The 21,999-nt window shown below is 37.5% G+C and carries 24 protein-coding genes; all 24 read left to right on the top strand.

Annotated features, from left to right (window positions below; genetic code table 11):
- Nucleotides 1–5: 5 nt before the first annotated feature.
- Complete coding sequence (locus BFJ97_RS02950; protein WP_254660106.1) at nucleotides 6–677, top strand: flagellar biosynthetic protein FliO; 672 nt, start codon at nucleotides 6–8, stop codon at nucleotides 675–677.
- Nucleotides 674–1,339, top strand: coding sequence for a flagellar type III secretion system pore protein FliP (gene fliP, locus BFJ97_RS02945; RefSeq protein ID WP_068983142.1), 666 nt, complete (start codon nucleotides 674–676; stop codon nucleotides 1,337–1,339). The genes BFJ97_RS02950 and fliP overlap by 4 nt, the downstream gene beginning before the upstream one ends.
- Before the next feature lie 13 nt (nucleotides 1,340–1,352).
- Complete coding sequence (gene fliQ / locus BFJ97_RS02940; RefSeq protein WP_068983141.1) at nucleotides 1,353–1,622, top strand: flagellar biosynthesis protein FliQ; 270 nt, start codon at nucleotides 1,353–1,355, stop codon at nucleotides 1,620–1,622.
- A gap of 4 nt (nucleotides 1,623–1,626) precedes the next feature.
- On the top strand, nucleotides 1,627–2,403 hold the full coding sequence (gene fliR, locus BFJ97_RS02935) for a flagellar biosynthetic protein FliR (protein ID WP_068983140.1): 777 nt from the start codon (nucleotides 1,627–1,629) through the stop codon (nucleotides 2,401–2,403).
- Between the two features lies 1 nt (nucleotide 2,404).
- Nucleotides 2,405–3,493 carry a flagellar biosynthesis protein FlhB gene (gene flhB / locus BFJ97_RS02930; RefSeq protein ID WP_068983139.1) on the top strand — a complete coding sequence of 363 codons (1,089 nt, stop codon included), beginning with the start codon at nucleotides 2,405–2,407 and terminating at the stop codon, nucleotides 3,491–3,493.
- 23 nt (nucleotides 3,494–3,516) lie between these two features.
- The gene (gene flhA, locus BFJ97_RS02925; RefSeq protein ID WP_068983138.1) at nucleotides 3,517–5,550 is read left to right on the top strand and encodes a flagellar biosynthesis protein FlhA; all 2,034 of its coding nucleotides are present in this window, start codon (nucleotides 3,517–3,519) and stop codon (nucleotides 5,548–5,550) included.
- The gene (gene flhF, locus BFJ97_RS02920) at nucleotides 5,547–6,737 is read left to right on the top strand and encodes a flagellar biosynthesis protein FlhF (RefSeq protein WP_068983137.1); all 1,191 of its coding nucleotides are present in this window, start codon (nucleotides 5,547–5,549) and stop codon (nucleotides 6,735–6,737) included. The genes flhA and flhF overlap by 4 nt, the downstream gene beginning before the upstream one ends.
- Entirely contained in the window at nucleotides 6,734–7,609 is an 876-nt protein-coding gene (locus tag BFJ97_RS02915; RefSeq protein ID WP_068983136.1) for a MinD/ParA family protein, read from the top strand. Before flhF ends, BFJ97_RS02915 begins: the two co-directional genes overlap by 4 nt.
- Nucleotides 7,610–8,764, top strand: coding sequence for a protein-glutamate methylesterase/protein-glutamine glutaminase (locus BFJ97_RS02910; RefSeq protein WP_083226890.1), 1,155 nt, complete (start codon nucleotides 7,610–7,612; stop codon nucleotides 8,762–8,764).
- 15 nt (nucleotides 8,765–8,779) lie between these two features.
- Complete coding sequence (locus BFJ97_RS02905) at nucleotides 8,780–11,182, top strand: chemotaxis protein CheW (protein WP_083226889.1); 2,403 nt, start codon at nucleotides 8,780–8,782, stop codon at nucleotides 11,180–11,182.
- Nucleotides 11,183–11,209: 27 nt separating this feature from the next.
- Entirely contained in the window at nucleotides 11,210–11,656 is a 447-nt protein-coding gene (locus BFJ97_RS02900) for a chemotaxis protein CheW (protein WP_068983135.1), read from the top strand.
- Between the two features lie 9 nt (nucleotides 11,657–11,665).
- Nucleotides 11,666–12,298 carry a chemotaxis protein CheC gene (locus tag BFJ97_RS02895; RefSeq protein WP_068983134.1) on the top strand — a complete coding sequence of 211 codons (633 nt, stop codon included), beginning with the start codon at nucleotides 11,666–11,668 and terminating at the stop codon, nucleotides 12,296–12,298.
- On the top strand, nucleotides 12,299–12,805 hold the full coding sequence (locus BFJ97_RS02890; protein ID WP_175401658.1) for a chemotaxis protein CheD: 507 nt from the start codon (nucleotides 12,299–12,301) through the stop codon (nucleotides 12,803–12,805).
- A complete protein-coding gene (locus tag BFJ97_RS02885; RefSeq protein ID WP_068983133.1) occupies nucleotides 12,805–13,173 on the top strand; it encodes a hypothetical protein in 369 nt (122 codons plus the stop codon). The genes BFJ97_RS02890 and BFJ97_RS02885 overlap by 1 nt, the downstream gene beginning before the upstream one ends.
- Before the next feature lie 404 nt (nucleotides 13,174–13,577).
- On the top strand, nucleotides 13,578–14,348 hold the full coding sequence (locus BFJ97_RS02880; RefSeq protein ID WP_068983132.1) for a FliA/WhiG family RNA polymerase sigma factor: 771 nt from the start codon (nucleotides 13,578–13,580) through the stop codon (nucleotides 14,346–14,348).
- Between the two features lie 36 nt (nucleotides 14,349–14,384).
- Entirely contained in the window at nucleotides 14,385–14,693 is a 309-nt protein-coding gene (locus BFJ97_RS02875; protein ID WP_068983131.1) for an RNA polymerase subunit sigma, read from the top strand.
- A 9-nt stretch (nucleotides 14,694–14,702) separates the two neighbouring features.
- The gene (locus tag BFJ97_RS02870) at nucleotides 14,703–15,299 is read left to right on the top strand and encodes a hypothetical protein (protein WP_068983130.1); all 597 of its coding nucleotides are present in this window, start codon (nucleotides 14,703–14,705) and stop codon (nucleotides 15,297–15,299) included.
- A gap of 157 nt (nucleotides 15,300–15,456) precedes the next feature.
- Complete coding sequence (gene rpsB / locus BFJ97_RS02865) at nucleotides 15,457–16,176, top strand: 30S ribosomal protein S2 (RefSeq protein ID WP_049668466.1); 720 nt, start codon at nucleotides 15,457–15,459, stop codon at nucleotides 16,174–16,176.
- A 101-nt stretch (nucleotides 16,177–16,277) separates the two neighbouring features.
- Entirely contained in the window at nucleotides 16,278–17,165 is an 888-nt protein-coding gene (tsf, locus tag BFJ97_RS02860; protein ID WP_068983129.1) for a translation elongation factor Ts, read from the top strand.
- 354 nt (nucleotides 17,166–17,519) lie between these two features.
- Entirely contained in the window at nucleotides 17,520–18,245 is a 726-nt protein-coding gene (gene pyrH / locus BFJ97_RS02855; protein ID WP_068983128.1) for a UMP kinase, read from the top strand.
- Nucleotides 18,245–18,802, top strand: coding sequence for a ribosome recycling factor (gene frr, locus BFJ97_RS02850; protein ID WP_068983127.1), 558 nt, complete (start codon nucleotides 18,245–18,247; stop codon nucleotides 18,800–18,802). Before pyrH ends, frr begins: the two co-directional genes overlap by 1 nt.
- A gap of 386 nt (nucleotides 18,803–19,188) precedes the next feature.
- Nucleotides 19,189–19,983 carry an isoprenyl transferase gene (locus BFJ97_RS02845; protein ID WP_068983126.1) on the top strand — a complete coding sequence of 265 codons (795 nt, stop codon included), beginning with the start codon at nucleotides 19,189–19,191 and terminating at the stop codon, nucleotides 19,981–19,983.
- Nucleotides 19,980–20,780 (top strand): phosphatidate cytidylyltransferase, encoded by an 801-nt coding sequence (locus BFJ97_RS02840; RefSeq protein ID WP_068983125.1) that lies wholly within the window; start codon nucleotides 19,980–19,982, stop codon nucleotides 20,778–20,780. The genes BFJ97_RS02845 and BFJ97_RS02840 overlap by 4 nt, the downstream gene beginning before the upstream one ends.
- A 69-nt stretch (nucleotides 20,781–20,849) precedes the next feature.
- A complete protein-coding gene (dxr, locus tag BFJ97_RS02835) occupies nucleotides 20,850–21,995 on the top strand; it encodes a 1-deoxy-D-xylulose-5-phosphate reductoisomerase (RefSeq protein WP_068983124.1) in 1,146 nt (381 codons plus the stop codon).
- Nucleotides 21,996–21,999 lie beyond the last annotated feature (4 nt).

Raw genomic sequence — 21,999 nt, 5'->3', positions numbered from 1 at the left:
TGCGAATGTTAAAATCATTTCGTCTAACGATGATTTTCGCATTTCTTGTATCCTTCCTGTTTTTGTACCCTACAACGACTTCAGTGTATGCAGACTCTAACACGAATAGTGTAAATGACTGCATAAATAAAGGAGATTGTACAGAAGATAAAGATCCAGCTGCTAAGCAAGATGATTTAAATCGAGAAGCAGCTGGAGACATATCTGCATGGGAATACATAAAAATGGTTTTGGCGCTTATTTTTGTTGTAGCTTTATTCTATGGATTGATGAAGTTTTTAAATAAAAGAAATTTAAACTTTCAACGTAATCAATTGGTACAAAATTTAGGCGGTTTATCGTTAGGTGCTCAAAAGTCGGTACAGCTATTACAAGTAGGTAAAACACTGTATTTAGTTGGGGTTGGTGAGGACGTACAGTTGTTACGTGAAATTACTGATCCTGATGAAATTGCATCACTATTAGCACTTTATAATGAACGACAAGAACTTGCAGCAACATCACCGTATATTGCAGAAGTATTTTCGAAGTTTAAGAGAAAAAATAATGAGAGTTCATCAACAAAGCAAAATCAAAACGCTTTTGGTGAACTATTTGAAAAGAAGATTTCCGAAATTAAACAGGAGCGTAGTGAAGAACTGGATAAATGGAAGCAAAAGGAGAACGATGATAAATGAATGATGTAATCAATACTTTTTCCAACAGCGATCCGACAAACGTCTCAACTTCTGTTAAGCTCCTTTTAATGTTGACTGTTCTATCACTAGCACCAAGTATTTTAATTTTAATGACATCGTTTACACGAATTGTTATTGTGCTATCGTTTGTTCGTACGGCATTGGCGACACAGCAAATGCCACCAAACCAGGTCATTGTAGGTCTTTCCTTGTTTTTAACTTTCTTTATTATGGCTCCAACATTTCAAGAGGTCAATAAAGAGGCATTACAGCCATTATTCTCTGAAGAAATTGGGCTTGAGGAAGCATATGATCGGGCAAGTGTACCATTTAAAGAGTTTATGAGTAAGCATACAAGGCAAAAGGACCTTGATTTGTTTTTAAAGTATAATCAGGCAGAAAAGCCAGCATCTGTAGAAGAAATTCCCCTTACAATGCTAGTACCTGCTTTCGCGTTGAGTGAGATTAAAACAGCGTTCCAAATTGGTTTTATGATTTTTATTCCATTCCTAGTAATCGATATGATTGTTGCAAGTACGCTAATGTCGATGGGGATGATGATGTTACCGCCGGTTATGATTTCATTGCCGTTTAAGATTTTATTATTTGTACTCGTTGATGGTTGGTACCTGGTGATAAAATCATTACTACAAAGTTTTTAGGGGATGATACAGTATGACAGGTGAATTGGTTATTTCAATTGCAGAGCGTGCCATTATGATTATCCTTCTAACAAGCGGTCCGCTACTATTAGTTGCTTTAATCGTTGGTTTAGTAGTAAGTATTTTTCAGGCAACAACTTCGATTCAAGAGCAAACGTTAGCATTCGTTCCAAAAATCATCGCTGTATTAGTAGCTATCGTATTTTTCGGTCCATGGATGTTATCACAGGTGACAAGCTATGCGAGAGACATTTTTGAGAATTTAACGCGTTATATAGGGTGAGTAGATGAATGAATTAATCCCGCATTTTACGGTTTTTTTATTAGTACTTGTGCGCGTTTCAGCTTTCTTTGTGAGTGTACCTTTATTCTCATACAGAACGATTCCGGCAAAAGTCAAAATAACTCTCGCAATAGTTTTAGCTTGGATGATGTATTATACAATTGACGTTGAACCATTTGTAGTTAATGGTGATTACATACTTTTAGTGGTGAAGGAAGCGCTCATTGGGCTGTTACTTGGTCTAATAGGCTACATCATCATGTCGGCAATTCAAATTGCCGGAAGCTTTATAGATTTTCAAATGGGGTTTGCCATTGCCAACATTATTGACCCGCAAACAGGTGCACAAAGTCCATTGATTGGACAATTTTTTAATACGCTAGCATTACTCTTTCTGCTAGCAATAGATGGACATCATATGATTCTCGATGGAATTTATTATAGTTATCAATTCTTACCGATGGATCAAGGATTCCCTAATTTCGCAAATGACGATTATATCGAGTTTATCATCACAACATTTACGGCTGTTTTTGCGATTGCCTTTCAAATGGCCGCTCCAGTCGTAGCAACTTTATTTTTAGTCGATTTGGCGCTAGGAATCACAGCGAAAACTGTACCACAATTAAATATTTTTGTTGTCGGTTTTCCCATTAAAATTGGTGTTAGTTTACTAGTGTTATTCACAATGATGGCTGTCATGGTTCAAGTTATTCAAAAACTTATTACAATTATGATTTATGCTATGCGTGATTTAATGGCTATTTTAGGTGGTGGGTAAGATGCTGCTACTGCTGGATTTAGATTTACAGTACTTTGCGGGAGAAAAAACGGAAAAGGCGACACCCAAAAAACGACAGGATGCTCGAAAAAAAGGTCAGGTTGTCAAAAGTCAGGATATATCCAGTGCGATTGTCATGCTTCTGGTATTTATCTTTTTATTCTTCTTTGCAGGTTCACTGCGAGACGAACTCCTAGCTTTTTTCAGGCAAACTTTCATTCATAACATACGCGTAGAAACACTAACAATTGATAGTGTGATGCGCCTATTTACAGAAACATTAATGCAAATGGCTATTATTGTTGTACCAATTATGGCAATTGCATTTGTTGGAGCATTGGCAGGTAACTTTCTACAGTTTGGCTTTCTATTTACATTAGAGCCGATGAAGTTTGATTTGAAAAAGATGGACCCGATTAAAGGGTTAAAAAAAATATTTTCTGTTAAAGCCATTGTAGAGCTTTTAAAGTCAGTATTAAAGATTGGCTTTATCGGTGGTGTTACAACAATTATTATATGGACAAATTTGCCGGAGGTTTTGGCGTTATCCTTTAAAAGTCCATGGATGACGCTAATTACAGTGGGTAAGCTTGTTGGTATTATGGGAATTGCAGCTTCCCTCGTTTTACTTTGTGTATCCTTTCTAGACTGGGTGTACCAAAAACTTGAATACGAAAAAAATCTTAAAATGTCGAAGCAAGACATTAAAGATGAATATAAAAATAGTGAGGGTGACCCGCTGATCAAATCGAAAATCAAACAACGCCAACGCGAAATGGCGATGCGTCGTATGATGTCTGAGATTCCAAGCGCTGATGTTGTCATAACAAACCCTACTCACTACGCGATTGCCCTCAAGTATGATGAGGAAAGTATGGAAGCCCCACGCGTCGTTGCGAAGGGGACAGACTTTATCGCTCAAAAAATTAAACTGATTGCCAAAGAAAATGATGTGATTATGGTTGAAAATAGACCATTAGCACGAGCAATGTACGATCAAGTAGAAATCGGCGATCAGGTACCAGATGAGTTTTTCAAAGCAGTAGCAGAAATACTCGCTTATGTTTATCGAATTAAGCGGAAAATTTAAAGCTTTTAGTAGGAGGGACACAAATGAAAGTTCGCGATATAGGGGTTTTAGGTGCGGTTATTTTAATCGTTGCGATGCTCATCATCCCTCTTCCTCCGTGGATGTTAAGTTTCTTAATCGTCATTAATATTACACTAGGAATAATAGTACTGTTAACAGCAATGAGTATGAAGGAAGCGTTAGATTTTTCTATTTTCCCTTCAGTTATTTTACTGTTAACCTTGTTCCGACTCGGACTGAGCGTTTCCACAACACGTGCTATTTTAGCGAATGGAGATGCTGGTTCTGTTGTTGAAACCTTTGGTGATTTCGTAGTCGGCGGGAATGTTCTTGTTGGTTTAGTTGTATTCTTAATTCTTGTGTTAATTCAGTTTATCGTTATTACTAAAGGGGCGGAACGTGTAGCAGAAGTAGCAGCACGTTTCACTCTTGATGCGATGCCGGGTAAACAAATGAGTATTGATGCTGACTTAAATGCAGGAGTTATTTCTGAGCGAGAAGCACGTGAACGACGCGACAAAGTAGCGGGTGAAGCGGACTTCTACGGAGCAATGGATGGTGCCACGAAATTCGTAAAAGGGGATGCCATTGCCTCAATGGTCATGGTTATTATCAACTTATTATTTGGGATCATCATCGGGGTTGTGCAGATGGATCTTCCATTTGCAGAAGCAGCAACTCATTTTTCTAAGTTAACAGTTGGAGACGGTATTGTATCACAAATTCCTGCATTATTGATTTCCACAGCGACAGGGATTGTTGTAACACGTGCATCCTCTAAAGGGAGTCTTGGTGAGGATATTACAGGACAGTTATTTGCCCAAGCAAAACTGCTATATGTAGCGGGTGGCACAATACTTTTACTTGGATTCTTTACACCTATACCTCTCTGGGTAACACTTCCAATTGGTGTTTCACTAGTTGCTGGTGCTTATATGATGGAACGTAAGAAACCAGAGGATGCAGAAGAATTACTTGAAATTGAGGAAGAAGTGGCAACAGACGGCATGAAGAGCCCTGAAAATGTTGTGAATTTATTAAATGTGGACCCAATCGAGTTTGAATTTGGCTATGGCTTAATACCATTAGTAGATGCTGCTCAAGGTGGCGATTTATTAGATCGCGTCATCATGATACGTCGACAATTAGCATTAGAATTAGGGATTGTAATACCGGTTGTACGTATTCGTGACAATATTCAATTACAACCAAATGAATATCGAATTAAAATAAAAGGTAACGAAATGGCGCGTGGTGAACTTCTCCTTGATCATTATTTAGCAATGAGTCCGGGAGACGATGATTCTATCGAGGGTATTGACACAGTTGAACCGTCATTTGGACTACCTGCTAAGTGGATTACTGAGCAAGTTAAAGAGGATGCCGAAATGTTCGGCTATACAGTTGTTGATCCACCGAGCGTTGTATCAACCCACTTAACGGAAATGATTCGTGCAAATGCTTATGAATTACTCGGTCGTCAAGAGACGAAGCAGCTAATCGATCATTTACGTGAAACACATCCGATTTTAGTCGAAGAATTGACACCTACACCATTATCAACAGGTGAAATTCAAAAAGTACTGGGTAAACTTTTACGTGAAAATGTCTCAGTCCGAAATCTACCAATTATTTTTGAGACGCTAGCAGACTATGCAAAGTTAACGAGCGATACCGATATATTAACCGAGTACGTACGCCAATCATTGGCACGTCAGATTACTTCTCAATACGTAGGGGACAGCTCGTCATTGAAGGTCATAACTGTTTCGGGTAAAGTAGAGAAAATGATTGCTGATAGTATTCAGCAAACTGATCACGGAAATTACTTAGCGATGGATCCACAAGATTCTCAAACGGTCTTGGAAACCATTGCTGCAGAAGTAGAGCGCGTTTCCTTTATGGAACAATCTGCTATTATCTTATGCTCGCCTGCAGTTCGTATGTATTTACGTCAACTAACGGAGCGTTATTTCCCGCAAATTCCAGTTCTTTCATACAATGAACTTGATGCTTCGGTTGAAATTCAAAGTGTTGGGGTGGTGAATGTTGAATGAAAATGAAAAAATATTATGCATCCTCCATACCAGAAGCGATGAAGCTTGTGCGTGCGGAATTAGGTGAGGACGCTGTCATTTTGAATTCAAAAGTTGTGGTCACTAAAAAATTTTTTGGAATGATTAAAAAGAAAAGTTTTGAGGTTGTTGCAGGGATCGATTCAATGGAGCCAAGTAATACGGCTCCAGCACCTGCAGCTTTACCTATAACAAAAACTAATAAAGAAGATGCTAGGTTACTAGAGATTACGAATGCTGTTCAATCCAAAATACACCAGCCACAGCACCCTGCAGTCTTACATGAGGAAAGTGGCATTTCTGAAGAATTGAGGAAGGAAATTACAGATCTTAAGGCTTTAATGCAGTCCATGCATAAGAAGACCACACAAGCTCAATATCCCGATGAACTCTTACCCTTCATTGAATACTTAAGACAGCAGGAGCTAAATGAAGAGCTCATCACAACGATTGGTGATGAGCTTTTTATGCATTTCAAAGAAGCATCAGAAATCAATTTCTCACAATGTAAGATGATTACGAAAAATTTAATGCGCAAAGAGCTTGAGAATCTTCCGGTCGGAGGCTTATCCTACGAAAAAAAATATATTAATGTTTTAGGTCCGACAGGTGTCGGAAAGACTACGACAATTGCGAAAATGGCAGCTAGAGCCGTTTTAGAGAAAAAGAAAAAAATAGGCTTTATTACGACCGATACTTATCGGATTGCCGCAATTGAGCAATTAAAAACGTATGCCGGACTATTGCAGGCACCTGTCGAAATTGCCTATAACGCTACTGATTTTGAACAAGCAATCCAACGATTGTCCCATTTAGATCTAGTGTTTATAGATACAGCGGGTCGCAATTATAAAGAGGTTAAATATGTAGATGATCTACAGCGTCTCATAAAATTTGATGATCAAGCCGAATCCTTCTTAGTACTTGCGATGACAACAAAAGAAAAGGACATGGCAAACATTGTAGATCAATTTAAGCAATTACCAATTGAAAAATTTATTTTTACTAAGATTGATGAAACAAATTCTATTGGCACAATGATTAATTTAATGATTAAATATAATAAAGGACTTGCTTACTACACGAATGGTCAAGAAGTACCAGAGGATATTGAAGAAGCTGATTTAGAAGTAGTATTAAATTTAATTTTCCAAGGTGAAGAAAAATGAGAGACCAAGCTGAAACATTACGTTTAAAAATGTTGGGACAGCAGGGTGAATTAGGTAGAGCAATAGCAGTTGTAAGCGGCAAAGGTGGGGTCGGTAAAAGTAACTTCACAATAAATTTTGCCACTACATTGGCTAATAAAGGGAAAAAAGTTCTAATCGTTGATATGGATATTGGTATGGGGAATATCAATATTTTAATTGGGAAAAATGTTTCTAATAGTTTGAAAGATTACTTGGACGGGAATAAGGTTATAGACGATGTAATTTTTGAAGGCCCTTATGGTTTAAAATATATTGCAGGTGGATCTGGTTTGTCGAGTGTCCTTGAGTGGTCAGAAGCGATGTTTGAACGACTTGTTTATGGATTTGAACAGTTTCAAAAAAACTTCGATTATATCTTATTTGATATGGGGGCAGGAGCTACTAGTTGGTCATTAGATTTACTAGCCTCAATAAATGAAATCATTGTTGTATCAACCGCAGAGCCGACCTCTATTACAGATGCATATTCGATGATGAAATACATTCATTTACGAGATGCGGACAAGCAATTTTATATACTCTGTAACCGTGCTTTTAGCAAGGAAGAAGGAATAGAAACCACTGAACGACTAAGGCTTACGATGAAACGTTTTTTGGAAAAAGAGGTTACTGTGTTGGGTTCATTACCTGAAGATTCTGTTGTGCGTAAGGCTGTGCGTGAGCAAGTACCTTTTTCACTTGCTTATCCAGACGCACTTATTTCAAAGACACTTCAACTTATAGTGGCGCGTTTTATAGAACATCGTGCGGAGCAAGTTCATGCACATGATCAGTCAGCGGGTAAATTCTTAACTAAATTAAGAAGTATTTTTTCGAAAGGACGTGATTAATTGGACTTTTTACATAAAAGCAAGCTATTAGTTGTTGATGATTCTGCTTTTATGAGAAAGCTAATTAGTGACTTTTTTGTTGGCAACTCGAAGGTTGAAGTAGTTGGAACGGCTCGAAATGGGAAAGATGCGATAAAAAAAATTCAAACATTGAAGCCAACAGTTGTGACAATGGATATTGAGATGCCTGAAATGAATGGGCTTGATGCTTTAAAAGAAATTATGGCTATATGTCCAGTACCTATTGTTATGCTTTCTAGTACAACTCAACGTGGGGCTGAAAATGCTTTAACAGCAATTGAATTTGGGGCAGTAGATTTTGTCGCGAAGCCTAGCGGAACAATTTCTCTTGATTTACATAAAATCCAAACTGAGCTTGTCCACAAAGTTGAACAAGCAGCATTGGTACCTATTTCAAAATTAAAGAAACCTTCTGGTAGTAAAAAACAACAAGAACAGGCATTAAATGCGAGTACCATTAGAAGAGAATCACTTAGTGAAAGTAGGATGACTCCTCCTGTCCATGTTTCTCCGACAAGGACAGAACTATCGAAGCCACATGTGGAATGGAGTAAAGTGAGTAAGAAAATTGTGCTGATTGGTACGTCTACTGGTGGACCAAGAGCACTGCAGGAAGTAATTACAAAGATTCCTAAATCAATTCAAGCACCCATTTTAATTGTCCAGCATATGCCAGCAGGATTTACAAAATCTCTTGCTACTCGTCTAGATCAATTGAGTGAGATTACCGTAAAGGAAGCTGAGCAAGGAGATATTCTCCAAATTGGAGTGGCGTATATTGCACCAGGTGGGTATCATTTAAAACTTAGAAAAGTAGGTACCTCCTTTGGAATAGTCCTTGATAATAATGAACCACCTAAATCTGGACATCGCCCTTCTGTAGATGTGATGTTCGAAGATGTAAGCCAAATTAAAGATTTTGATAAAGTGGCAGTTATTATGACAGGTATGGGCCATGACGGCTCAAATGGGCTAAAAGCACTGAAGAGTTCTGGGAATGTGATTGCTATCGCAGAATCAGCTGAAACTTGTATAGTGTATGGTATGCCAAAAGCAGCAGTGGAAACGCAGCTTGTCGATGAAGTTGCAGATGTAGATGATATTGCACAAACAATAATGAAATATTTGCCTTAAAAGGGGTGTCCTCTTATGGAAGTCAATCAATATTTAGAGATGTTTATCGAAGAAAGTAAAGACCATTTACAAGCATGTAGTGAACATTTATTAGAACTAGAAAAAAATCCAGATGATCTGGCGATTGTTGGAGAAATTTTCCGCTCTGCACATACATTAAAAGGTATGTCTGCGACAATGGGCTTTGAAGATTTAGCGGATTTAACTCATAAAATGGAAAACGTGTTAGATGCAATCCGAAACGAGAAAATCCATGTAACTCCTGAAATTTTAGATGTTGTCTTTGAGTCTGTAGACCATCTAGAAGAAATGGTAATGGACATTGCGAATGGCGGTGATGGAAAACGTGATGTATCCTCAACTGTAGCGCAGTTAAAGCGTATTGAATTAGGCGAGTACGCGATTCCTGAAGTAGTAGCAACTACTGAGACACCAGTTACTGCTGTAGCTAGTGTATTAGAGTATGACAGCTTTGAACAAACAGTTATTACACAATCTGCTGAACAAGGTTTCAATGCATTTGAAATATCAGTGCGATTACGTGAGGACTGTCTGTTAAAAGCAGCGCGTGTATTCATGGTGTTTGAGATTTTAGAAAAAGTTGGGGATGTTATTAAATCAAATCCATCTGTAGAAAAGCTTGAAGACGAACAGTTCGACCAACAATTTTACATAGCTTTCGTAACTAAAGAATCTGCTGAAGATATACAGAAAAAGATTATGAAAGTTTCAGAAGTTGAAGAAGTGACTGTCGCATCTATTGAGACAACAGTTACTGCTGTAGCAAGTGTTTTAGAGTATGACAGCTTTGAAGAAACAGTTATTGCACAATCTGCTGAACAAGGTTTCAATGCATTTGAAATTTCAGTGAGACTACGTGAAGACTGTCTGTTAAAAGCGGCACGTGTATTTATGGTGTTTGAAATCTTAGAAAAAGATGGGGATGTTATTAAATCAAATCCATCTGTAGATAAGCTTGAAGATGAGCAGTTCGATCAACAATTTTATGTAGCTTTCGTGACAAAAGAATCTGCTGAAGATATGCAGAAAAAGATTATGAAAGTTTCAGAAGTCGAAGAAGTGATTGTCGCTACGCTCGAACAAAAGCAATTTAGTGAAAAAGAACAAGCAATTCAAGAAGTAACAGCTACAGCAACGATAGAACCGGAGGCTAAACCTGTTACTACACCTGCAAACAATATACCAGCACCTAAACCTGCAAAGGCAGAAGCTCCTGCTAAGGCGGATAAAAGTCATGCGCCTGTTGGTAATAAAACAATTCGTGTTAATATCGAGCGTCTTGATATTTTAATGAACTTATTTGAAGAGCTTGTGATAGATCGAGGGCGACTACAGTCTATTGCAACTGAGGTTAATCACGGTGAGTTAAATGAAACTGTAGAGCGTATGAGCCGCGTCATGGGTGACTTACAAACAATTATTTTAACGATGCGTATGGTTCCAGTTGAAACAGTATTCAATCGCTTCCCGAAAATGATCCGTCAGTTATCTCGTGATCTTAATAAGAAAATTAACCTGGAAATTATCGGTGCCGAAACAGAGCTAGATCGTACGGTAATCGATGAAATTGGAGATCCACTTGTTCATTTAATCCGTAACTCTGTCGACCATGGTATTGAAAATCCTACAGCTCGCCTTGCGAAAGGAAAGCCAGAAGAAGGAACGGTTGTACTACGTGCTTATCATAGCGGTAACTATGTCTTTATTGAAATTGAAGACGATGGAGCCGGTATTAACCGTGAAAAAGTACTAGCGAAAGCTATTTCTAAAGGTATTGTTACACAAGAACAATCATACTCAATGTCAGATAAGCAAATTAATGAGCTTATTTTGGCTTCTGGATTCTCAACAGCAGATGTTATTTCTGATGTATCAGGCCGAGGCGTAGGATTAGACGTTGTTAAAACAACAATAGAATCATTGGGTGGAAATATTTCCATTGAATCTACACAAGATGTAGGCTCAATATTCTCGATTCAATTACCACTGACATTATCGATTATTTCTGTCATGCTAGTAGAAATCGAAAAAGAGATTTATGCAATTCCACTTTCATCAATTATTGAAACTTCCATTATCCGTTCGTCAGAAATTATGAATGCGCATAATCAAAAAGTAATCGATTTCCGTGGCAAAGTAGTACCACTAGTATTCTTAGAAGAAATCTTTGAGGTACCTCGCAAAGAACCTCAGGTTGACGAATTCCATTCAGTGGTCATCGTTCGAAAAGGTGAGAAGCTTGCTGGTTTAGTAGTGGATTCATTCATTGGTCAACAAGAAATTGTTCTGAAATCATTAGGAAATTACTTAACGAATATCTTTGCAATTTCAGGTGCAACAATTTTAGGTAATGGGAAAGTAGCCTTAATTGTGGATTGTAACGCACTTATTAAATAAGGTGAATGAATAAGAGAGGTGTAAATAATGACAAACGCAGTGGAACAAGAAAGTATTAAAGTGATTGTTTTTCAATTAGCAGATAAAGAATATGCGATTCCTGTATCACATGTACAAGGGATTGAAAAACTAATGCATATTACGCGTGTACCGAAAACAGCGAAATTTGTAAAAGGTGTTATTAACCTACGCGGTGTCGTAACACCAATTGTGGACTTACGTGAACGATTTGAGTTACCGATCTCCGAGCATGAAGAAACAACTCGTATCATCATTATTTCATTAGAGGATATGGAAGTAGGCTTCGTAGTAGATTCTGCAAATGATGTGTTAGACATACCTGCAAACTCAATTGAACCACAACCAGAAGTAGTTGGTTCACTCGAAGAAGAGTTTATTTCAGGCGTAGCTAAAATAGACAAACGTTTATTAATTTTATTACATTTAGAGAAAGTACTAAATCCACTAAAGTAGGGGTCGATAATGATATTTAATCAAAAAATTACATCACTACATTTAGACGTATTGAAAGAAATTGGAAATATTGGTGCTGCGCATGCTGCTACAGCACTTTCCAATTTACTTGGTAAAAAAATTGATATGCGAGTACCAAAGGTTGAAATGGTGTCATTTAATGACATGATGGAGCTTGCTGGAGGATCTGAAAATGTCGTAGTTGGAATCTATCTACGCATTGAAGGTGATGCTGAAGGTAGTATGTTTTTTATCCTGCCAATTGAACAAGCAAATCGTTTTATCCGTCGTCTCATATACGATGAATCATTCGACTTTAAAAAACAACCTGTTTCAGAGTTAGGTTTATCAGCTATGCAGGAAATGGGTAATATTTTATCTGGCTCTTATTTATCAGCGTTATCTGACTTTACAAATTTAAAAATTTATCCGACAGTGCCAGGGCTAAGTGTTGATATGTTTGGTGCTATTATTAGTATTGGTTTGATTGAATTATCACATATTAGCGATAATGTAATCGTAATAAACACATCCATTTTTGAAGACGGTGCAGAGGACCAAGAAACAGTAAAAGGACATTTTTTCTTATTACCAGACCCAGATTCATTTGATGCTATTTTTAAAGCATTAGGAGTTTCATAGATGATGTTGAATAATAGTAATGGACAAGTGATAAAAGTTGGAATTGCACAAATGGATGTAGTAAAGTTACCAAACACGATAAGAACATCAGGTCTTGGATCTTGTGTAGGTGTTATTTTATATGATGAGTCAAAAAAAATTGCTGGTTTAATACATGTAATGTTGCCAGATTCGAGTTTAGGTAGACAAGAGTCAATAAATGTGGCTAAATTTGCTGACACAAGCGTTGCGGCAATGATTGACCTATTAAAGTTAGAGGGCGTTCAAAAATTTAAGCTAAAAGCAAAAATTGCGGGTGGTGCGCAAATGTTTCAATTTACTTCTGACAAAGATTCAATGCGTATCGGTCCGCGTAATGTAGAAGCGGTAAAGTTTGAGTTAAAACGCCATGGAATTCCTTTAGTTGCCGAAGACACGGGTGGTAATAGTGGGAGAACAATTGAATTTTCTCCTGCGACGTCGACATTACATATTCGAACGGTTAACCAAGGAGTGAGTGAAATATAATGTTTGGTTCTATTTTTTATAACCTATGGGGTGCGTTAGTTGCCTTTTCTCTCTATTTTTTTAGTACATTTCAAAAACCTTTTACACCATTACGTATTATCATAGGATCATTTGTAGCGGGAATAATTATGTTTTTTGTCATGTATATTGTAAGGTTTTTAATTGCCTACGTGTTATTCACACCAGAGGGCGATGAAGAGGTCGTTGAAGGTGAGCTAGAAGAAAACGAATCTGTCAATCGCGGGGAAGATCAAGAAACACCGACGGCTAACTCAACTGTTGAGTTTCAGGATGAAAGCTCAGATGAAATTGCCCAGGTTGTACGAACGATGATGAATCGTGAGGATGAACAGCAAATAAATGCATAAATATAGGAGTCGCGAATAGCGGCTCTTTTTTTGTGAAAGTAACTTATCTGTGGAAAACTAAGGGCAAAGTTTTCGTCTTGGCTAAAGAGCTAGTCCTGATCCTCATTTAAAACTAGACGAATTTTGGCTATAACCAAACAAAAATATGGCCGACAAATAAATTTAAAGAATATGTGATAGAGTAGGAGAAACAAATGAAATTAAAGTCGATTCTTGTTATAATATAGGAAAGAAGGGCGATGTTTTATGTTAGATGCTTACGGCTAACATCGCTCTGTTGCCCCTATCGAATGAACAGAATTTTGGCAGGAAAAAGAACAATAAAAACATATTTCTTTCAGAGGTAATCGTAGTCAATGGCAAACAGGCGCGTAAATGCGTTTTTCTTAAGAGAGGTGGATTACATGACACAACCAATTCTGAACGATGAACAAAAGCTGTGGAATCGTTGGATACATGAGCGCGATCCAGATGCTGGTGATATGCTTATAAAAAAATATATTTCTCTAGTATCATATCATGTACAGCGCATTGGTGCGGGTTTACCAAAAAGTGTATCTCGAGACGATTTAACGAGCTTAGGCATGGTAGGTCTTTTTGATGCATTAAATAAATTTGATATTAATAGAGACTTGAAATTTGATACATATGCTTCTTTTAGAGTAAGAGGCGCAATTATTGATGGTTTACGTAAGGAAGATTGGTTGCCGCGTTCCGCACGTGAGAAGGCAAAAAAGTTAGATGCGCAGATTGAACAGTTAGAACAAAAATATATGCGTCATGTAACACCTGAGGAACTTGCGGAACATATGACTTTACCTGTTGAGGAAGTTTACCAAACTGTACAGGAACATTTCTTTTCAAATGTTCTTTCCATTAATGAGCAGCAAGATCAAGATGAAACGGATGGAAAGTCATTTGTTATACGTGATGATACGACTGAGACCCCTGAACAAGCGATCGTTAAGTCAGAATTACTGGAGGACTTAGCTGAAAATATCCAAAAGCTAAATGATAAAGAGCAGTTGGTGCTTAGTTTATTTTATACAGAAGAATTAACATTAACAGAAATTGGGGAAATGCTTGAACTATCTACGTCACGTATTTCACAAATCCACTCTAAGGCACTATTAAAGTTACGAAAATTATTATCTACCGAAATGATTAATGCGTAATAATCTTATATACCTACTATTGAAGGAGGAAGTCTAATGAGTTTAAAGGGTGTCGAACTACAAATAGCTATTCCGAAAACATTTGAAGCTGGGAAAATGGCAGATCAGGCACATCAACAAACTTTGGCTCAGCAAGCACATGCAAATGAAGCGTTAAAAAAAGAAATTGAACGCAAGCAAAAAGTTGTGAATACTTCTGAGGGTATGGATGAGATTGGTGAAGATGAAGAAGCGGGTGTCGAGTATATAAAAGGTACTCGAAAAAAGAAAAAAAATAATAACGAAGAGCCGAAAAAACAGGTTCAACATCCGTTTAAGGGTAATTTCGTGGATTTTAGTGGATAGGAGTTTACAATGACAACCATACTAATTGCGGTTCTATTTTTTTTACAATTACTTTCATTTTATTTCCTCATCATTTTAAATACAAAACTAGCAAAATTTAAAGATTTAGAAAAAAAGCAAGAACGTTTAATGCGTGAAATGGATGATACTATAAGTGTCTATTTGGCTGAAATGAAAGATGAAAACGATCGCCTAATTCAAGAGTTGCAAGGAGTTTCAATGTCTGCAACGAAATCGGATGCTGTTAAACAGGTAGAGCAGATTGCGAGACAAAAGGAGCAGGAGCAATCTCCTTCGCTGACAAAAGAAGAAAGCACAGTAGAGGGTTCTAATAGTATAGATCATGAACCGCGTTTTTATGTGCCAAAAAATATCGTAGCCAATGCTTATTCACGCCAGCAACAACCTGGAGTTAAGACTGAAGCAAAGGTTGTACATGCAGCCGAACAACTAAATGATGCAAGACGAAAAGACGAAGTAAAGCCATTAACAATAGAACAACAAGCTATTGAATTAGCAAAACAAGGTAAAACATCAGAAGAAATTGCAAAGCAACTTCAAAGAGGAAAAACAGAAATCGAGCTATTATTGAAGTTTCATAACTAAAACAGTTGCGAATGGGATAAAGCTATGATATAGTTGCAAATGGTGTTATTAATACACACGCATTTTGATGTAGTAAGTGGTGCTCTAAGCTTAGGGTAGCTTGTTGCAAGTGATAAATGCGGAGGATAAAAACCAAACATACTAGGAGGAAATACACATGTCAGTAATTTCTATGAAACAATTACTTGAAGCTGGTGTACATTTCGGTCACCAAACTCGTCGTTGGAACCCAAAAATGAAGAAATATATCTTCGTTGAGCGTAACGGGATCTACATCATCGACTTACAAAAAACTGTTAAAAAATTAGAGGAAGCTTATGACTTCATGCGTCAAGTTGGTCAAGACGGTGGTAAAGTTCTTTTCGTTGGTACGAAAAAACAAGCACAAGAAGCGATCAAAGATGAAGCTGAACGTTCAGGCAACTACTACATCAACCAACGTTGGTTAGGTGGTACTCTTACAAACTTCGGTACAATTCAAAAACGTGTTGCACGTATGAAAGCAATCGAAAAAATGGAAGAAGATGGAACTTTCGAAGTTTTACCTAAAAAAGAAGTAATCCAACTTAAAAAAGAACACGAACGTCTAATCAAATTCTTAGGCGGTATCCGTGATATGCACGCTCTTCCAGACGTAATGTTCGTTGTTGACCCACGTAAAGAACGTATTGCTGTTGCAGAAGCTATTAAATTAAACATCCCTCTAGTAGGTATTGTTGATACAAACTGTGATCCAGATGAAATCGACTACGTAATTCCTGCTAATGATGATGCTATTCGCGCTGTTAAACTTTTAACTGCTAAAATGGCTGACGCTTTAATCGAGTCAAAACAAGGTGAAGAGGAAGCTCCAGCTGTAGAAGCTGCTGCTGAGTAATTCACGTTTACAAAAAGGTGATAAGTGGCTCAGGACCCTTATCACCTTTTTTAGAACCTATCACTAAAATTTGTACAACCAATTTGAGGAGGAAACACTAAATGGCAAACATTACTGCACAATTAGTAAAAGAATTACGCGAAAAAACTGGCGCTGGAATGATGGATTGTAAAAAAGCGCTAGTACAAACTGATGGCGATATTGATGCTGCGATCGATTTCCTACGTGAAAAAGGTCTTTCTTCAGCTGCTAAAAAAGCTGACCGTATCGCTGCAGAAGGTACAACTTACATTTTAGAACAAGGTAACGAAGCAATCATCCTAGAAGTAAATGCTGAAACGGACTTCGTTTCTAAAAACGATAAATTCCAAGTATTAGTTGCTTCATTAGCTGAGCAATTACTTGCTGCTAAACCTGCAACAGTTGAAGCTGCATTAGAGATTGCAAATGCTGAAGGTGTAAAAGTTGTTGACCAAATTTCATCAGCAATTGCAACAATCGGTGAAAAAATCACTCTTCGTCGTTTCGAAGTGAAAACAAAAACTGATGCAGATGCATTCGGTTCTTACTTACACATGGGCGGTCGCATCGGTGTATTAGTTACTTTAGAAGGTTCTACAGATGCTTCAGCTGCTAAAGATGTTGCTATGCACATCGCAGCTATTAACCCAACTTATGTTTCTCGTGATGAAGTTTCTGCTGAAGAAGTTGAACGTGAGCGTAAAGTATTAACTGAACAAGCACTTAACGAAGGTAAACCAGAAAATATCGTAGCGAAAATGGTTGAAGGACGTCTTGGTAAATATTTCGAAGATGTTTGCTTACTTGACCAATCATTCGTTAAAAACTCAGACCAAAAAGTACGTGACTTCGTTGCTTCAACTGGTGGTTCAGTAAATGGCTTCGTACGTTACGCAGTAGGTGAAGGTATCGAAAAACGTGAAGATAACTTCGCTGAAGAAGTAATGAGCCAAGTTAAAGGTAACTAATTTAGCTTGCATTTGATCCTAATCAAATAATATCTAGATTTTCTAGACTAAAAATGGGGAACACAACATAGCGTGTTCCCTATTTTTCCGAAATGAGCAAAAAAAGATATCATTGGTTCATCCACCAAAAGTTGTGGATGACATTTTATAAAACGTATTCTATGTATGTTGATTGAAGTGGAGGCTGGACATTCCCAGGAATCGCCCAGTCGGAACGGAAATCAACCACACGTTATGGTGATGAGCCATATAATTTCCTATTCTGCCTTATTCACAACTAGCAATTATTGTTATATATATTATAATGGAAAAGGGAATAGAGATGTTTTAAATAAAGTCTGATGGAGGTTTACAATGAGTGTGCCACAATATAAACGAGTAGTTATAAAATTAAGTGGTGAAGCGTTAGCTGGAGAGGCGGGCTTCGGTTTATCACCAAAAATAATCAAGGCTGTTGCAGAAGAAGTGAAAGAAGTAGTAGATCTTGATGTAGAAGTTGCTGTTGTTGTTGGTGGCGGTAACATATGGCGTGGAAAAATTGGTAGCGAAATGGGCATGGATCGTGCAGCAGCCGATTATATGGGTATGCTAGCAACAGTTATGAACTCCTTAGCGTTACAAGATGCTCTTGAAAAATTAGGGATTGAAACACGTGTACAATCTTCCATCGTGATGACACAAGTAGCAGAGCCTTACATTCGTCGTAAAGCAGTTCGTCATCTAGAGAAAAAACGAGTTGTAATTTTTGCGGCAGGTACAGGTAACCCGTTCTTCTCTACTGATACTACTGCAGCATTACGAGCAGCAGAAATCGACGCAGATGCAATTTTAATGGCAAAAAATAATGTAGATGGTGTTTATTCTGCAGATCCAAAGGTAGACATAACTGCCATTAAATACGATACACTCACATATTTAGACGTTATTCAACAAGGTTTACAAGTAATGGATTCTACAGCTTCAACTTTATGTATGGATAACGATATTCCGTTAATTGTCTTCTCGATTACGGAACCAGGTAATATTAAACGTGCCGTACAAGGTGAAAAAATTGGAACTGTTGTTAGGAGGAATGCATAATGGCTAAACAAATTTTAGAACAAACTAAAGAAAAAATGAACAAAACAATCGCTGCTTTCACACGTGAATTATCTTCAATCCGTGCAGGGCGTGCAAATGCATCTCTATTAGATCGCATTTCAGTTGAATATTATGGTGCACCAACACCAATTAATCAGCTTGCAGGTGTTTCGGTACCAGAAGCGCGTTTATTAGTTATTGCACCTTACGATAAAACGATTTTAGGTGAAATTGAAAAAGCAATTATGAAATCAGATATTGGTATTACACCAACAAACGATGGTTCTGTCATTCGTTTAATGATGCCTGCTTTAACAGAAGAACGTCGTAAAGATCTTGTGAAGCAAGTGAAAAAAGAAGCAGAAGATGCAAAAATCGCTGTACGTAACGTTCGTCGCGATGCCAATGATGATCTGAAAAAACTTGAAAAAGCTGGCGAAATCACAGAAGATGATCTACGTGGCTACGGTGAAGATATTCAAAAATTAACGGATGATTTCATTGTAAAGGTAGACCAAGTAACGAAAGACAAAGAAAAAGAAATTCTAGAAGTGTAAAAAACTCAATTTGCATGTCTATGATGGAACTTTTTAATGAGATGAAGGCGTCCTATAAATAACAGGACGTCTTTTCTCTTTACTGTTAAATTATTATGTAACAGAATATATTTAGTTTTAATGAAAATAACCTATCATCTATTTTTGCTTAGGATTTAAGAGGAACTGTTTTTAACGCGATTTGAGGAAAATGCCTCGGAATAAGTCTTCTTAGATGGTGTGATACAATTAACGGACTTCTTTACAGGCTTTTCTTTATAAATTTGTTGTTCTAAAATAAGATAGTTCATACATAGTCAATTTAGAGAGAAAAAAAAGACAAAAAGCGCTTTTGTTTGTTATGATAGGTTAGAATACGTCCGATTAGTTGTAGTGGGGGAGTTAGCATGTTTAAAAAGCTATTAGGTAAACAAATAAAAATGGATACACTATCATTGGAGGAACGTGTTGCCCATGCTAAAAACGAGCCGATTCCTGCCCATGTAGCGATTATTATGGACGGAAATGGACGTTGGGCGAAGAAACGTGCCATGCCACGTGTTGCTGGACACCATGAAGGTATGAAGACGGTACGAAAGGTAACTAGATTTGCATCAGATCTAGGTATTAAAGTTTTAACGGTGTACGCGTTCTCTACGGAGAATTGGAAACGACCAAAAACAGAGGTCGATTTTCTAATGCGTTTACCTGTTGAATTTTTAGGTTCCTTTTTACCTGAAATGATGGAACGCAATGTACGTGTTGAAATGATCGGCGATTCATCTTTGTTGCCTGCGCATACACAAAAAGCATTGTATGAGGCGATGGAGGAAACGAAGCATAATACAGGATTAATTTTAAATTTTGCTTTGAATTATGGGAGTCGTTCAGAAATGGTTGGCGCCATGAAAACAATGCTTCAAAAAGTGCAAGACGGTCAATTAACGATGGAAGACATAACAGAAGAATGCTTGACATCTCATTTAATGACGGCCCATCTGCCAGAGCCAGATTTGTTAATTCGTACAAGTGGTGAAGTACGATTAAGCAACTTTATGTTATGGCAGCTCGCTTATACAGAATTTTGGTTTACAAATACATTGTGGCCAGATTTTAGTGAGGAAAACTTACTGGAAGCGGTGGAAAACTATCAGAAACGTAATCGCCGTTACGGTGGGCTGAAGGGAGAAGAAACAACTTGAAACAACGAATTATCACAGCAATAATTGCAGGAGCGCTATTTATTCCATTCGTTATTTATGGAAAAGTGCCATTTACACTACTTGTACTTGCAATGGCTGTTGTTGGCTTTTATGAAATACTAAAAATGAAAGGTATTTCACTTTTTTCAGTGCCTGGCTTTTTAGGGCTACTAACATTAATATTGCTTGTTATACCAAAGGACTGGTCTAGTGAAATCGTAGAGGCAATTGGCTATTCGTCCACGCTAATGGTTGTTTATGGACTTATGATGTTATTGCTCATATACGTAGTCCTTGTGAAAAATAAAATAACATTTGATGAAGTTGCTTTTATTTTATTAGGTGCGTTTTATGTTGGCTTAGGCTTTCATTATTTAAATGAAACAAGAAATGTCGGTCTTGAATATGTTGTCTACTGTTTGCTAGTTGTTTGGACAACTGACTCAGGCGCATACTTTGTAGGAAGAAAGCTAGGTAAAAATAAGCTATGGCCTGAAATTTCACCTAAGAAAACCGTAGAGGGCTTTGTAGGTGGGATTGTCATTGCGGTGATCTTTGCTATCGGAATGCAAGCAATTTATCCATTTATGAATAGTTATGTTTCACTTATTTTCGTGACAATCTTTGCCTCAATTATTGGTCAAATGGGCGATTTAGTGGAATCAGCTATAAAGCGTCATTTTGACGTCAAGGATTCAGGTAATATTTTGCCTGGGCATGGTGGTATTTTAGACCGTTTTGATAGTCTATTATTCGTCGTGCCATTACTACATTTTTTACATCTTTTCGGTAACTAAGAACAATAGAAGCATTACTCTATATCGTACATTTTTATTTGCTTAGATAGAAAAAGGGGACAATTTGTCGTGAAAAAAATAAGTTTACTTGGTGCAACTGGTTCAATCGGTTGGCAAACCTATGATATTTTAAAAGAACAACGTGAAGCCTTTCATTTAGTGGCCTTTTCTTCTGGAAAAAACATCGATAAAACTCGTGAAATGATCGAAACTTTGAAGCCTGAGCTAGTATCTGTTCAATTAGAGGAAGATGCACTTACGCTCGCTAAGGAATATCCACAAGTCCATTTTACGTTTGGAGCAAAAGGACTAGTAGAGGTGGCTACACACCCTGATTCAACGGTGCTTGTAAACGCTGTTCTTGGGAGTGTTGGTCTAGAATCGACATTAGCCGCAATTCGTATGGGCAAAACCATTGCAATTGCCAATAAAGAGACACTTGTCACTGCTGGACATTTAGTAATGGCGGAGGCAAAGAAATATAATGCTACAATTTTGCCGGTTGATAGTGAGCATTCCGCAATTTTCCAATCGATGAATGGTGAGAATCCGAAAAATATTGAACGTTTAATCATTACAGCTTCTGGTGGTAGTTTCCGTGACAAAACACGTGAGGAATTGAAGCATGTAACAGTTGCAGATGCACTAAATCACCCGAACTGGTCAATGGGTGCGAAAATAACGATAGATTCAGCTACAATGATGAATAAAGGGCTAGAAGTCATTGAAGCACATGTCTTATTCGATATGCCATATGATAAAATTGATGTACTTTTGCATAGAGAAAGTATTATTCACTCCTTAGTTGAGTATCATGATACTAGTGTCATTGCACAGCTAGGTACACCGGACATGCGTGTACCTATTCAATATGCCTTAAGCTACCCAGATCGTATGCCGCTACATAACGGACAACGACTTAATTTAGCACAAATTGGTCAGTTACATTTTAAAGAAATGGATTTTGAACGTTATCCAGCATTGCGTTTAGCTTATGAGGCTGGGCGTACAGGCGGCACAATTTTAACGGCGATGAATGCGGCGAATGAAGCGGCAGTTGCAGCATTTTTACAAGGGCACATAACATTCCTTGAAATTGACGAAACGATTGAGCGTGTAATGCAGGCACATAACAACATATTAGTGCCAGATTTGCAAACAATTTTACATGTAGATGGTGAAACAAGAAAAACAGTGTTAGACATGGTAAAATAACGAG

The organism is Lysinibacillus xylanilyticus, assembly GCF_001708185.1.
Lineage (GTDB): Bacteria > Bacillota > Bacilli > Bacillales_A > Planococcaceae > Lysinibacillus > Lysinibacillus xylanilyticus_A.
The sequence above is the reverse complement of the archived record's forward strand: the minus strand, read 5'-3'. Positions and strand labels throughout refer to the sequence as shown.

Excerpts from the sequence above, each read along its gene's own strand:
- BFJ97_RS02950 (WP_254660106.1), top strand. The coding sequence starts at position 6 with ATGTTAAAATCATTTCGTCTAACGATGATTTTCGCATTTCTTGTATCC.
- fliP (WP_068983142.1), top strand. The coding sequence starts at position 674 with ATGAATGATGTAATCAATACTTTTTCCAACAGCGATCCGACAAACGTC.
- fliQ (WP_068983141.1), top strand. The coding sequence starts at position 1,353 with ATGACAGGTGAATTGGTTATTTCAATTGCAGAGCGTGCCATTATGATT.
- fliR (WP_068983140.1), top strand. The coding sequence starts at position 1,627 with ATGAATGAATTAATCCCGCATTTTACGGTTTTTTTATTAGTACTTGTG.
- flhB (WP_068983139.1), top strand. The coding sequence starts at position 2,405 with ATGCTGCTACTGCTGGATTTAGATTTACAGTACTTTGCGGGAGAAAAA.
- flhA (WP_068983138.1), top strand. The coding sequence starts at position 3,517 with ATGAAAGTTCGCGATATAGGGGTTTTAGGTGCGGTTATTTTAATCGTT.
- flhF (WP_068983137.1), top strand. The coding sequence starts at position 5,547 with ATGAAAATGAAAAAATATTATGCATCCTCCATACCAGAAGCGATGAAG.
- BFJ97_RS02915 (WP_068983136.1), top strand. The coding sequence starts at position 6,734 with ATGAGAGACCAAGCTGAAACATTACGTTTAAAAATGTTGGGACAGCAG.
- BFJ97_RS02905 (WP_083226889.1), top strand. The coding sequence starts at position 8,780 with ATGGAAGTCAATCAATATTTAGAGATGTTTATCGAAGAAAGTAAAGAC.
- BFJ97_RS02900 (WP_068983135.1), top strand. The coding sequence starts at position 11,210 with ATGACAAACGCAGTGGAACAAGAAAGTATTAAAGTGATTGTTTTTCAA.
- BFJ97_RS02895 (WP_068983134.1), top strand. The coding sequence starts at position 11,666 with ATGATATTTAATCAAAAAATTACATCACTACATTTAGACGTATTGAAA.
- BFJ97_RS02890 (WP_175401658.1), top strand. The coding sequence starts at position 12,299 with ATGATGTTGAATAATAGTAATGGACAAGTGATAAAAGTTGGAATTGCA.
- BFJ97_RS02885 (WP_068983133.1), top strand. The coding sequence starts at position 12,805 with ATGTTTGGTTCTATTTTTTATAACCTATGGGGTGCGTTAGTTGCCTTT.
- BFJ97_RS02880 (WP_068983132.1), top strand. The coding sequence starts at position 13,578 with ATGACACAACCAATTCTGAACGATGAACAAAAGCTGTGGAATCGTTGG.
- BFJ97_RS02875 (WP_068983131.1), top strand. The coding sequence starts at position 14,385 with ATGAGTTTAAAGGGTGTCGAACTACAAATAGCTATTCCGAAAACATTT.
- BFJ97_RS02870 (WP_068983130.1), top strand. The coding sequence starts at position 14,703 with ATGACAACCATACTAATTGCGGTTCTATTTTTTTTACAATTACTTTCA.
- rpsB (WP_049668466.1), top strand. The coding sequence starts at position 15,457 with ATGTCAGTAATTTCTATGAAACAATTACTTGAAGCTGGTGTACATTTC.
- tsf (WP_068983129.1), top strand. The coding sequence starts at position 16,278 with ATGGCAAACATTACTGCACAATTAGTAAAAGAATTACGCGAAAAAACT.
- pyrH (WP_068983128.1), top strand. The coding sequence starts at position 17,520 with ATGAGTGTGCCACAATATAAACGAGTAGTTATAAAATTAAGTGGTGAA.
- frr (WP_068983127.1), top strand. The coding sequence starts at position 18,245 with ATGGCTAAACAAATTTTAGAACAAACTAAAGAAAAAATGAACAAAACA.
- BFJ97_RS02845 (WP_068983126.1), top strand. The coding sequence starts at position 19,189 with ATGTTTAAAAAGCTATTAGGTAAACAAATAAAAATGGATACACTATCA.